Below are 12,330 nucleotides of genomic sequence, written 5' to 3'. Positions count from 1 at the left end.
TGCCGTGCCGTTCCTACTCCTGGGACGGCGCGGTTTCCGCGGCGGCGCGGAATTCAGCGTCTTCAATGATGTCGATGGTCCGCATGTAGTGCTCACGCAGCAGTTTGGTGGCCGTCGGCGCATCCCGCGCGATGGTCGCCTCGAGGATCGCACGGTGCTCGGCCTCGATGTCCCGCGATTGCGCACGCTGATCCGGGGCGGTCCACAGCCGATAAAGGGCGGTGGCTTCACCCAAGGTTGCAGCAAAGTCCTGCAGCAGTGGGACAGAGCAGGGTTCCAGCAACTTTGCATGGAACGCCTGGTGGGCGAGGAACCATTCGGACGTGATGTGGTTCGGATCTTCAGTCCCTCGGCGTGGAGTCCGTTCCAGCCGATGGTGGACAGCGAGGAGGTCGGACTCCCACGTGACGTCGCCTCGCTCGATGGCCAGTGTCAGACCGTATTCCTCCACGCGACAACGGAGCTCGCCCAGGCCACGCAACTCTTCCAGCGTGTATTCCGAGATGAAAAAGCCTCGGTTGGGGCGGAACTGAAGGAGTTTTTCGCCGGCCAATCGCACCATGGCTTCGCGGACCACTGTGGAGCTGGCGCTGTATCGCTTGGTCAGTTCGCCAACCTGCAAGTTGGTACCGGGGGCCCATTGTGCAGCGAAGATATCGGCCCGCAGCATGTCGCGGACCCCCACGCTAATCGTCTCTGCATTCGCTTGTCGTGCCATGGATTAAGACTACACATACGCACTGACCATTTGAAAGTGCGTTATTGACCGGAGAATGCATTCTGAGTACAGTTCAAGCAACACCAAGATTCCCCGACGGCGAATGCCGTCGGCACCAGAAAGGACTTACATGCGCTACGCCAGTTACCTCACCCCGGCAGGACAGCCCACCTGGGGTCTGGAGATCGACGGCCAGCTGTTCGACCTGGGTCCCAGCGGCGTCAATCTTTCTCCTTCGCTTCAGTCAGCGATTGTGGACGGACTACTGGCCACGACGCCGGAATCCGACGGTGCGCCGGTTCAGGAAGTGGAAGGAACCCAGTTCCTCCCCCTCCTGGCTGCGCCCGGCAAGGTGATCTGCATCGGTGTCAACTACCGCAGCCACCGCGAAGAGACGGGGCGGGCAGACGTTGGAAAGCCGACGGTGTTCGCACGTTTCTCCGACACGCTTGCCCCGCATGGAGCCGACTTGCCGATTCCCAGCGAGAGCGACATGTACGACTACGAGGGCGAGGTCGCCTTGGTCGTGGGAGCTCCCGCGGATCACGTCCGCCCGGAGGATGCATTCAAAGTCGTCGCCGGCTACGCCGCGTTTAACGATTTCAGTGCCCGTGACTGGCAGCGCCACACGGGACAGTGGACCCCCGGGAAGAACTTTCCGCTCAGCGGCGCATTTGGCCCTTACTTCATGACTGCCTCCGAGGTCGGAGACGTGACCGAACTCGTCGTTGAGACGAGGGTCAACGGAGAAGTCAGGCAGCGCGCTGCGGTTGCGGACCTCATCTTCGACATTCCCGCGATCCTCGAGTACGTGACGGCATTCACCCCGCTGTCCCCGGGTGACGTCATTGTGACCGGCACGCCCGGAGGCGTGGGACTGTTCATGGAGCCGCCGACGTTCCTCGCCCCGGGCGACGTCGTTGAGGTTGAGGTCGGCAAGCTGGGTACCCTGCGCAACGTTCTCGTCGCCTAAAGATGCGTGACGTTAATGCCATGGACCACTTCGATGTCGCGGTTGTCGGCGCCGGGCCGGTGGGACTGACTGCGGCGCTGCTGCTCGCCGACGGCGGCGCCCGTGTCGCGCTGCTCGACGCCGCCAGCGCGCCGATGGACCTGCCGCGGGCCATCAGCATCGCCGATGAAACCTTTCGGACCATGGACCGTTTGGGCCTTGCCGATGCGCTGAAAGAGGAGTCGCTGCTGGGCACCGGGAGCCGTTATTTCGGATTGAACGACAGGCCCCTTGCCTCGTCGAAACCGGCTCCTTCCCGCATCGGACACCCGGCCAAGTCACAGTTCGACCAGCCGGTGCTGGAAGACCTCCTCTGGACAAAAGCAAGCAATGACGAGCGCATCTCATTTCTCACAGGTGCCCAAGTCAACGCGATCGCCCAGGACAAAGACGGGGTCACCGTCGATTTTCACTCCGAAGCCGGCGACGGCACCGTGGCTGCCTCATGGCTGATCGGAGCCGACGGCGGCCGCAGTTTCGTCCGTGAAGCCCTGGGCATTGACCTGGTCGGATCAACCCAGGAGGAACGCTGGGTTGTCATCGACCTGCTCAACGTGCCCGAGGACCGCGAGCCCTACGCCGAGTTCCACGGCAACGGGACGCGTCCCTACGTTCTGGTCCCCGGGATCAAGGGGCGGCTGCGCCTGGAGTTCATGCTTTTCGACCACGAAAACGCGGACGAGATGACGTCTCCTGCACAGATTCTTGAGCTGTCCCGGCCCTTCCATCCGCGGATCGGACCGGAGGATGTCAGGCGCGCCGTCGTCTATGTCGCCCACCAGCGCATCGCGCGTACCTACCGCTCCGGCCGTTCCTTCCTGATCGGTGACGCCGCGCACCTTATGCCGCCCTTCTCCGGGCAGGGGCTAAACGCCGGGCTGCGCGACGCACTCAATCTCAGCTGGAAGCTGTTGGAAGTGCTGCGCGGCGCTGGCACGGACCGCCTCCTGTCCACCTACGAATCCGAACGCCGCACCCATGCAGCGAAAATGGTGAAGGTGTCGCGCCGGACCGGGGCCGTCGTCATGGCTGTGGGCGCAGTGAAGACCAACGTCCGGGACATCGCCTTCCGCACGGTCAGCCTCATTCCCGCCATTCACCGGTATCTGGGCTCAATGCGTTTCATCTCACCGCCCGATTACCGCAACGGCGTCGCCATCAAGGCGGGACGGGACGTCGATCGCCGGTTGGCGGCATCGGTCGGTTTCGCACTGAGCCAGCCGTCGGTGACCGGCCCGGACGGCGCGACGACGCCGCTCGACGCCCATCTGGGCGACGGCTGGTCCCTGTTGACCCTAGAAGCCGTAAGCCCGTCAGCGCACAGGCCGGATCCGTTCTGGTCCCTGCTCGGCGCCCGCCGGCTTGGACTGGCAGGCACGCAGGTTCCGCCGGCTGGGCAAGACAGTGCTCCGCTGCTGCTCGACGCCAGGCGGGTCCTCGCAGTCCCACACCTCGGGAAACCCCACACCCTGGTGGTTCGTCCGGATCGCTACGTCGCAGCAGTGTTCACCGACGACAGCGAACAGTCAGTCATCCAAAGTCTGCGTTCGTACGTCAATCCACTCTCACGGCGATAACAATTTCAAGGAGTCACGAAATGCCCAGCATGCAGGAATCGCGGTCCGAAACCGCCCGGTTCGATGATCTCTATTGGGAACCTCGCGCGGACCCCATCGTCGAGGACGATGGCTTTTTGGCGAGGATCATCGCGCAAGCGGAACTTCCCGTGCTGCTCGTCGCGATCGCGGCGGCGCTCGGCGATACGTCGTCACTGAGCACCGACCTGCAACCTCCGCTGAGCCCGGTGGACACCCAACCCCATCCGCACGGTGGCATGTCGGCCGATCAGCAGGAACGCGCAAGGGCGGTGGCGTTGGCCGGGTTGCGCGAGCTCCGGGACAACGGGATCACGACAGTTGATCTGCTCCCGGATGAGATCATCACAGATCTCCTGAGTTTCCTCACGGCGGGGCGTGAGCATTGGTACGGTTCGCTCAAGCATGAGCTTGACCTCGCCGCGGACAAAGGTGGAGCGCCGCAATGGCATTTCAATGACGTAGCTGATGGTCGCGAGTTCCCCGTGCTCATCGTCGGGGCAGGGATCGCCGGTGTAGCTGCGGCACACAGGTATAAGCAAGCTGGGGTGCCCTTTGTCGTCGTCGAAGACGCCCCAATGCTGGGTGGAACGTGGGCCAAGAACTCCTACCCGGGTGTCCGGCTGGACACCCCGACGTTCGGGTATTCGTACTCATTCGCTCAGCGGGGCGACTGGCCCCACCAGTTTGCGAAGGGAGGGGACGTCCTCGACTACGTCCGCGACGTCGCCGAGCGCGCGGGAATCGTTGAGGATATCGAGTTCTCCACCCGGCTGAACCGGTTGCGCTGGGACGAACGGGCCCGCAGGTGGGCGGCCACCACCCGGGATGCCGCCGGGAAAGAGCAGACCAGGAGCTTCGCGGCCGTCGTGAGCGCTCTCGGTCAGTTGGACCGCCCTCACATCCCTCACTTCGAGGGCATCGACCAGTACAGCGGTGTGACCATGCACTCACAGGAGTGGTCACACGAGGCGGACTACGCGGGAAAGTGCGTGGCCGTTATTGGCACGGGCGCCAGCGCCTACCAGATTGTGCCGGCACTGGCAGCGGACGTTGAGAAGCTGGTGCTGTTCCAGCGCACCGCACCCTGGATGCTGCCGGCACCGAACTATCACGATCGCGTCACCGACGCTTTCACATGGTTGCGACGCAAGGTGCCGCACTACGCCCAGTGGAACCGGCTGTGGACGACGGTCCAGGGTATCCCCGGCCGCTTGCACACCGTGACGGCAGAGGAAGGCTGGGCGGGCGCACCCTTGAGCGTCTCCCGCAAGAACCATGAGGTCCGGGAGGTGCTGACCGGGCTGCTCGCAGCGCAATTCGCGGAACGCCCGGACCTGCTCGCTCATGCTGTTCCCAACTACCCCCCGGGCGCAAAGCGGATGCTCCGTGACAACGGGGTGTGGGCCGCCGCCCTCAAATCCCCGCACTCAACGGTTGTGACTGCGGGTATCGAACGGTTCTCCGAGCACGGGATCATCGACAATCTTGGCGTGGAGCATGAGGTCGACATCGTCGTTTTCGCGACCGGATTCAAGCCGTCGGACTACCTCGACGAGGTGGAGGTCATCGGCCGCGACGGTGTGGAGATCCACGACTTCTGGAAGGGCGATGCGCGAGCCTACAACGGCATCACGGTTCCCGGCTTCCCCAACTTCTTCCTCATCTACGGCCCCAACGTCGGAGGTGTCGTCGCCGGGAGCCTGCACTTCATGATTGAACGTGCCGTCGAGTTTTCCCTCAAGTCTGTTTACGAGATCCTGCAAAGGGGTGTCTCCGCCATCGACGTGAGGCCCGCGGCCCTGGACCGCTTCGTGGACTGGATCGACGCCGGCAACCGCCGGATGGCCTGGGGGCAACCCTACGTGCACACGTGGTATCAGAACGCGCACGGCCGTGTTTCGCAAGTCTGGCCCTACACGAACGTGGAGTATTGGCAGATTACCGAGGCGGTCAGCGAGAGCGATCACGAGTTTATTGCGTGAACCCCATGCTCAAGATTCCCACAGCTCAAGGTGCCGTGCGCGCGCATCTCCACGCAGGAGTGATCGATGCGCGGGGAGTGCGCTACGGGTCTCCGGGGACTGATCCCCGGTTCGGTGAGATCGAAGCGATTTCGTCAGGCGAAGTACAGAGTCCGCCGATAGCCTTCCCACAGACGCCAGGTATGCTCGACAACTTGCTTGGGCCAGCCCTCAGCGAGCTTGTGCAGCAGGAAGATGCGTTCACGCTTCGGGTCCAGGCGCCGGCGGGTGCCGACGGACTCCCTGTCGTGTTCTTCATTCCCGGAGGGGGCTTCACGACAGGCTCGGGCGAAAGCCGATGGTACGAGTCGCCAACCTTCGTGCGTGACGCGCGCATCGTCCTCGTCACGGTGAACTACCGGCTCGGCGTGTCGGGGCACTTCGGTCCGCTCGGGGACCCGGCAGAGTCCACCAAGCCGGTACGTGATCTCCAGGCCGCATTGGAGTGGGTGCGAGAGAACATCAGCTCCTTTGGCGGGGATCCCGGGAGAACAACGATCGCGGGAGATTCTGCGGGGGCGTGGTACGCATACGCGCTAAGTACCGACCCCCGCATGCGCGGTTTGGCCGCGCGGACCTTGCTGATCAGCATGCCTCGGTTGGCACCGCTGCCCGTGGACATCTGGCTTCGGCATCGGGCGGCCGTCATCGACGCCGTGGGCTCAGAGACGTCTCTGCTGACCGCGCCGGTCGAGGCGCTACTTGCCGCGCAGGGACGCGCCCGGGCCGGCCTCCAGGCCTTTCCCTACATGCCCGCGGAATCACAGGAGACGCCAAGCGACCTTGCACGTTACGCCTCCTCCGCCCAGAGAATCCATACCGACGCTGTCCTTCTCATCACGACAGCCGAGGAGTCTGCCGGCTTCCTTCGTAACCAGCCGCGCACAGATTATTCGAAGGCAGACGTGGAACGGTTTATCGAACGGACATTCACGGACCCGGCACGCGTGGCGGCCTTTCTACAGGCCGATGACGATCCCGATGCCTACTTATGCATGGTACGTGCCGCGACGTTGGCGCAATTTCGTACTTCCGCACTCGAGATCGCTACGAATGCGCCCGTCTCCGCCCAGGTCGTGCGGCTGGATCATCGGAGCAAGCTCGAGGCAGCCTACGCGCCACACTGCTTCGTTCTGCCGTTCATCTTCGGTGACGTCGCCCAATGGCGCGATTCCCCGATGCTCGACGGCGCTTCGATGTCAGAATCGGCGCGGGTAACCGCCGCCATGCGAAAGCTGGTGACTGATTTCGTTTACAGGGGAGTGACGACGTCCGATCGATTCGACCCTCTTACTCCACAGACACTCAGGCTTGATGCTGACGGTATCCGCCTGGAGCCGGCGCTCGAGGCCGGGCTGGGCGTGCGCGAGACTGACAGTAAATAGGCCACCGGTTGGAGTGCGGTCTTAAAAATCGTTGAGTCTTCCCCGATCAACGGATGACCGACACGGCAAGGCAGTGAAAGCCGCAACAAGGTAAAGGATTCCTAGCTATGCATGCAGAGACAGAATGTCTCCTCGTTACCATTCACGCTCGAAGAGAATTGGATGCCGCTATGGACCGGGCTGTCGATCTTTTGAAGCCCGTAGCCATCTTCAGACAGGTCGGCATCTCGGTAACGCGCTTGGCCCCTGGCCGCTACGAAGTGTGTCTGAAGGGCGACATCCCACCGGGCACAACGATGGAAAGCTGGGGCACGTTCCGCAGGCGGGCAGGCGGAAGGTCCGGCCATTCACGCTACATCTAAGAGGAGAGCAAAGTGACACGTATAGGAATCGTGGCCGAGCTAGGTCGCGAGACAAGGGTGGCGGCGACGCCAGTCACCGTCAGGCAAATGGTGGAGTTGGGCTACGACGTCGTAGTCGAGAAGGGTGCGGGGGAGGCGGCGTCCTTCCGCAATGACGCGTATGCCGAAGCGGGTGCGCTCATTGTGGGTGCCGATGAGGCGTGGGGCAGCGAGGTGGTGCTCCGGATCAACCCGCCCACCGAAGAAGAGATCGGCCGCCTGGCCGACGGGGCGACGCTGATCGGGTCGCTGAGCCCGGGTCTGCGGCCGGAGCTGGTGGAGGCGTTGGCGGCACGTCCGATCACGGCGCTGGCGCTGGATGCGGTGCCCCGGATTTCGCGGGCACAGTCCATGGACGTGCTCAGTTCCATGGCGAACATCGCCGGGTACCGGGCCGTGATCGAGGCCGCGCATGAGTTCGGGCGGTTCTTCACCGGCCAGGTGACCGCGGCGGGCAAGGTCCCGCCGGCGAAGGTCCTGGTCGCCGGCGCCGGCGTCGCGGGACTGGCCGCGATCGGGGCTGCGAGCAGCCTCGGCGCGATCGTCCGCGCGACCGACCCGAGGCCCGAGGTCGCCGACCAGGTCAAATCCATCGGCGGGACCTACCTCAAGGTCGAGGTCGCCGAAGAAATGAAGTCCACCGACGGATACGCCAAGGCCACATCTGAGGCGTATAACGCCCGGGCCGCGGAGATCTACTCGGAACAGGCCCGGGATGTGGACATCATTATCACCACCGCCCTGATCCCGGGCCGTCCCGCGCCGAAACTGCTGACAGCCGAGGACGTGGCGGGCATGAAGTCCGGCAGCGTCATCGTGGACATGGCCGCCGGGCAGGGCGGGAATGTCGAAGGCTCCGTGGCCGGGGAACGGGTGGTCACGGACAACGGCGTGGTGATCTTGGGTTACACGGATCTCCCGGCCCGGTTGCCCGCCCAGGCCTCCCAGCTGTACGGGACAAACATGGTGAACCTGCTCAAACTCCTGACCCCGGACAAAGACGGGCAGCTGCGGATCGACTTTGACGATGTGGTGCAGCGCTCCGTGACGGTGGTGCGGGAGGGTGAGAAGACCTGGCCCCCGCCCCCGGTCCAGGTCTCCGCCGTACCCGCGGCCACGGCTCAGGGCCCGGTAGCGGAAAGCACTGCGCCGAAGAAGAAGGCGGGCCTGAGCGCCGCGGGCAAGGCGGGCTTGTTTGCTGCGGGCATTGCTGCGCTGTTCCTGGTGAACGCGGTGGCTCCGGCGCCGTTGCCGCAGCACTTCACGGTGCTGATGCTCTCGGTCGTGGTCGGTTTCTACGTGATCGGGAAGGTCCACCACGCCCTGCATACCCCGCTGATGTCTGTGACGAACGCGATTTCCGGGATCATCGTGGTCGGTGCGCTGCTGCAGGTCACGTCGGACAACATCGTGATGCAGGTCCTGGCCGCTGTCGCGGTGCTGCTGGCCAGCATCAACATTTTCGGCGGGTTCGCTGTGACCCGGCGGATGCTGGCGATGTTCTCCCGTGGTGGGAAGGCCCGTTCATGAGCGCCGTCATTGAAGCAGCAACAACACTTACGAGGAGCCTTACCGTGTCTGACACCGTCTCCGGTCCGTTGACCGCCGACTCCATTGCCGGGGCGGCCTACATCGTCGCGGCCCTGCTGTTCATCCTGAGCCTTGCCGGTTTGAGCAAGCACGAGAAGGCCCGGGCAGGTGTCGTCTACGGCATCACCGGGATGGTCATCGCCCTGGCCGCGACCGTCTGGCTGACCGTCCAGGGCGCCTGGGGGTCAGGTAACGGCCTGACCGGGCTGGTGCTGCTGGTGGCCGCGGTGCTCATCGGCGGGGCCATCGGGCTCTGGCGTGCCCGGGTTGTGGAAATGACTGGGATGCCGGAGCTGATCGCGCTGCTGCACAGCTTCGTGGGCCTCGCCGCGGTGCTGGTGGGCTGGAACGGGCACCTGGACGCCCCGGACCTGTCCCCGGAGCTGATGGCTGTCCACCATGCCGAGGTGTTCATCGGCGTGTTCATCGGCGCGGTGACCTTCACCGGTTCGATCGTGGCGTTCCTGAAACTCTCCGCTCGGATGAAATCCACACCCCTGATGCTGCCGGGCAAAAACGCGATCAACCTCGGCGCCCTCGCCGCGTTCATCGCGCTCACCGTCTGGTACGTCAACGACTCCCAGCTCTGGCTCCTCATCGCCGTCACCGCCCTTGCGCTGGGTCTGGGCTGGCACCTGGTCGCCTCCATCGGCGGCGGCGACATGCCCGTGGTCGTGTCCATGCTTAACAGCTACTCCGGCTGGGCCGCCGCCGCGGCCGGGTTCCTGCTCAACAACGACCTGCTCATCATCACCGGCGCCCTGGTCGGCTCCTCCGGCGCGTACCTGTCCTACATCATGTGCAAGGCCATGAACCGGTCCTTCATCTCCGTGATCGCCGGAGGCTTCGGCATCGCCGCCCCCACCAGCAAGGGGGACACGGACCAGGCCGACCACCGGGAAATCACCGCCGAAGCGACCGCCGAGATGCTGACCAACGCCTCGTCCGTGGTCATCACCCCCGGCTACGGCATGGCCGTGGCCCAGGCCCAATACCCCGTCGCCGAACTCGCCCACCAGCTCCGCGAACGCGGCGTGAACGTCAGGTTCGGCATCCACCCGGTCGCCGGGCGCCTGCCCGGCCACATGAACGTGCTCCTCGCCGAAGCCAAAGTCCCCTACGACATCGTCCTGGAAATGGACGAAATCAACGACGACCTCGGCGACACGTCCGTGGTCCTCGTCATCGGGGCGAACGACACCGTGAACCCCTCCGCGGCCGAGGACCCGTCCAGCCCCATCGCGGGCATGCCCGTCCTCAGGGTCTGGGAAGCCGACAACGTCGTGGTGTTCAAACGGTCCATGGCCGCCGGCTACGCCGGCGTCCAAAACCCCTTGTTCTTTCGCGACAACTCCCAGATGCTCTTCGGCGACGCCAAACAACGCGTCGAGGACATCCTCCGCGCGTTTTGATGGCGGCCACTCTGATACCCCAACGTAGCCGGCCCGCAATGACTGGGTTCGCGCGGCCCGGGCCGGAACCCACAAGGATGAAAGAGACCATGCCCAGACGTCAAGTCCCGCCTAACCCTAACCGCATTCCTCCAAAGGCGGTCAGATCGCCATTGCCGGAACCGGCATGGAGAAAAGAGGATGCAGCGCGGCGCAAAGGCTTTGATATTGACGCGTACGATTCATCGCCCTGGATCGGTCTCCACTACAGGCACGAGTTCTTGCTCCACCACAGGCACGAACTGCTGGAGCACCACGAGGAGCACCCGCATACAACTAGACGTAGTCGTGACGGTGATACCGAATGAGACTGCCCCGAAGAGCCGGGCATCCGACTTCCTCCATCGGCCATTGAGCGAGAAGGCTGCGGCCCGTCCTTCAATCATGCAAGATAACGGCGGTGTTTAAGCAAGACGACCGCCAACCTGATGCTCGGACCATCCCCACGGCCTGCAAGGGCTGTCATCTTGAGCAAGAAACGAGACGTGAGGAGTGCTAAAACGAGAGGGTCCACGTGAACTATGCTCCGGGCGAGAAGGCGGCCGGTCAACCCAAGGGTATCGACGATCCCGTAGGACGGTTCGTACACCAGATGCATTCGTCGGTGTCGCCCCGCATGCGTTCGTGGGAGAGCCCCGAAAGGGAGCCCGCGCTCTGGGGCACATGGACAAGTCGGGCGAGAAGTCAGCCACCAGATCTGCGCATTCTCAAGACGATACGAGGCGGGAAGGAGGCAAACGCCTGGGCCGCCGACTACCTACGTCAGGCGATCCGACCCGACTCGGGCGGCAGCAATTACACCATGCTATTTCTCTGGATCAAGTTCTGGTCAAATGGAGGCCGCGCCAGTTTGGCGGAACTGAACACTTTTCTCCAGGGTTTGCAAGAAATGTCAGAAGCTGACTCGCTCGTGTTGGGCATCGTCGTCTACGAACTCCAGAGCTCCTGAATCCAGGGGCAAAGCTTTAGGTCAAACTCGCGAATATAGGACTTCTGAAGCTGGCCCCATGCCACCGGGTATTAATGCCGACAACGGATCTTTCGTCAGGTGAGCGATTGGACAACTGGGGAGGATGGGGGAGAGCGCAGAATGCCTCACTTCGTCCGTGGATGTTCGTGTTTGTCACCGCTAAATATCCATCCGCCAACAATTGACAATCATGGCGGCAAAACCGTCTTCCAAGAGAGAGTACGGATTCATGACCGTTCAAGCAGCGCCCGATCGTCTCGTCATCGCCGTTAAAACGCGAAAGGAATTAGATGTCGCGCTGGATAGGGCGCTGGAGCTCTTGAAGCCCGTGGCCATGACCGAACGAGTCGGCATCCTGGTAACACGGCTCGCCCCAGGCTGCTACGAGGCTCGGCTCAACGCTGAACTGCCCCCGGGCACGACCAGGGAAAGCTGGGGCGCATCCTCCGATGAACCAAGATAACGGCGGCATCGCCGGCGAGACGACCGTCAGCCTGATGCTGTGCGCAAGCCCCGCGGACGGCCACGCTGCCTGCTCGCTGTGGAAGGCGGCTGCCAACCTCGAGGCGGGACGAAACGGGCTAAAAGATTGCCCCACCAGATGTGAAGTCGAAGCCTTCCTGTCACTTGCACCAGGGCACCGAATCGTTTTTATGGATCACGAAACCGGTGTAGTCCGGCGCGGGGTGGTTGATGTGACCTATCCCGAACGCGCGTTTGTCTGGGTGGTCACGGATTTAGGCGAGCGGAAGCTGCTCGACATTGCCGTGCACACGGTCTGGCGACCGGGTGCGCGTCAAATCTGCGGCAGCCAGGGATAAGAATCCGGCAACATCTTATTCCGAATAGCCGGTAACGGACCTTGACGAAAACGCAGCTTGGCGTGATGGCCGCGGGGTGCGCCCCCGGTAACGCAAGATAGAAAGAGACAGCAGCCATGCGAGACGAACCTATTATCAGCGTCGCACCCGCGGGTCCGATTCACTGGTCCGGGCCAATCGCGGATGATCCGCGCCCCGGCAGCACGAAGACTGATGCGGAACAGATAGACAAGGTGGCTAACGGCACTCGCGAACGGCCACGTACGCCATCGCCGTCGGCTCAAGCATTCGACGTGCTGCTAGCCGCAGAGCTAGACGACCTGTGGAGGTGGGGCGTGGGATTTGTCTTGCTCGGTCCCAGTG

Annotated in this window: 9 protein-coding genes; 8 read left to right on the top strand and 1 reads right to left on the bottom strand. The window is 63.5% G+C overall.

Annotated features, from left to right (window positions below):
• Window positions 1–13: 13 nt before the first annotated feature.
• Window positions 14–718 carry a GntR family transcriptional regulator gene (locus Y706_RS0100410; RefSeq protein ID WP_028275057.1) on the bottom strand — a complete coding sequence of 235 codons (705 nt, stop codon included), beginning with the start codon at window positions 716–718 and terminating at the stop codon, window positions 14–16.
• A gap of 130 nt (window positions 719–848) precedes the next feature.
• On the opposite strand from Y706_RS0100410, the gene Y706_RS0100405 reads away from it, so the two are divergent.
• The 8 genes from Y706_RS0100405 (at window position 849) to Y706_RS28545 (ending at window position 11,967) form a co-directional block, all read left to right on the top strand.
• Entirely contained in the window at window positions 849–1,691 is an 843-nt protein-coding gene (locus Y706_RS0100405) for a fumarylacetoacetate hydrolase family protein (protein WP_028275056.1), read from the top strand.
• Window positions 1,692–1,693: 2 nt separating this feature from the next.
• Complete coding sequence (locus tag Y706_RS22725; RefSeq protein WP_052354945.1) at window positions 1,694–3,307, top strand: FAD-dependent monooxygenase; 1,614 nt, start codon at window positions 1,694–1,696, stop codon at window positions 3,305–3,307.
• Window positions 3,308–3,327: 20 nt separating this feature from the next.
• Window positions 3,328–5,310, top strand: a complete 1,983-nt coding sequence (locus Y706_RS0100395) for a flavin-containing monooxygenase (protein WP_028275055.1) — start codon at window positions 3,328–3,330, stop codon at window positions 5,308–5,310.
• 182 nt (window positions 5,311–5,492) lie between these two features.
• Entirely contained in the window at window positions 5,493–6,734 is a 1,242-nt protein-coding gene (locus tag Y706_RS0100390) for a carboxylesterase family protein (RefSeq protein WP_028275054.1), read from the top strand.
• A 374-nt stretch (window positions 6,735–7,108) separates the two neighbouring features.
• Complete coding sequence (locus Y706_RS0100380) at window positions 7,109–8,665, top strand: Re/Si-specific NAD(P)(+) transhydrogenase subunit alpha (RefSeq protein ID WP_028275052.1); 1,557 nt, start codon at window positions 7,109–7,111, stop codon at window positions 8,663–8,665.
• Window positions 8,662–10,137: a Re/Si-specific NAD(P)(+) transhydrogenase subunit beta gene (gene pntB, locus Y706_RS0100375; protein WP_253906658.1), complete on the top strand. Its 1,476-nt coding sequence runs from the start codon at window positions 8,662–8,664 to the stop codon at window positions 10,135–10,137. The genes Y706_RS0100380 and pntB overlap by 4 nt, the downstream gene beginning before the upstream one ends.
• 553 nt (window positions 10,138–10,690) lie before the next feature.
• The gene (locus Y706_RS0100370; RefSeq protein WP_028275050.1) at window positions 10,691–11,125 is read left to right on the top strand and encodes a hypothetical protein; all 435 of its coding nucleotides are present in this window, start codon (window positions 10,691–10,693) and stop codon (window positions 11,123–11,125) included.
• A gap of 470 nt (window positions 11,126–11,595) precedes the next feature.
• Window positions 11,596–11,967: a hypothetical protein gene (locus tag Y706_RS28545; protein ID WP_156945015.1), complete on the top strand. Its 372-nt coding sequence runs from the start codon at window positions 11,596–11,598 to the stop codon at window positions 11,965–11,967.
• Window positions 11,968–12,330: the final 363 nt, after the last annotated feature.

This window comes from Arthrobacter sp. I3 (assembly GCF_000520575.1).
GTDB classification, from domain to species: Bacteria; Actinomycetota; Actinomycetes; order Actinomycetales; family Micrococcaceae; genus Arthrobacter; species Arthrobacter humicola_A.
The sequence above is the reverse complement of the archived record's forward strand: the minus strand, read 5'-3'. Positions and strand labels throughout refer to the sequence as shown.

Bases quoted from the DNA above. Each gene is read 5' to 3' on its own strand.
- Y706_RS28545 (WP_156945015.1), top strand. From the start codon at position 11,596: ATGAACCAAGATAACGGCGGCATCGCCGGCGAGACGACCGTCAGCCTG.
- Y706_RS22725 (WP_052354945.1), top strand. From the start codon at position 1,694: ATGCGTGACGTTAATGCCATGGACCACTTCGATGTCGCGGTTGTCGGC.
- Y706_RS0100390 (WP_028275054.1), top strand. From the start codon at position 5,493: ATGCTCGACAACTTGCTTGGGCCAGCCCTCAGCGAGCTTGTGCAGCAG.
- Y706_RS0100405 (WP_028275056.1), top strand. From the start codon at position 849: ATGCGCTACGCCAGTTACCTCACCCCGGCAGGACAGCCCACCTGGGGT.
- Y706_RS0100395 (WP_028275055.1), top strand. From the start codon at position 3,328: ATGCCCAGCATGCAGGAATCGCGGTCCGAAACCGCCCGGTTCGATGAT.
- Y706_RS0100410 (WP_028275057.1), bottom strand. From the start codon at position 718: ATGGCACGACAAGCGAATGCAGAGACGATTAGCGTGGGGGTCCGCGAC.
- pntB (WP_253906658.1), top strand. From the start codon at position 8,662: ATGAGCGCCGTCATTGAAGCAGCAACAACACTTACGAGGAGCCTTACC.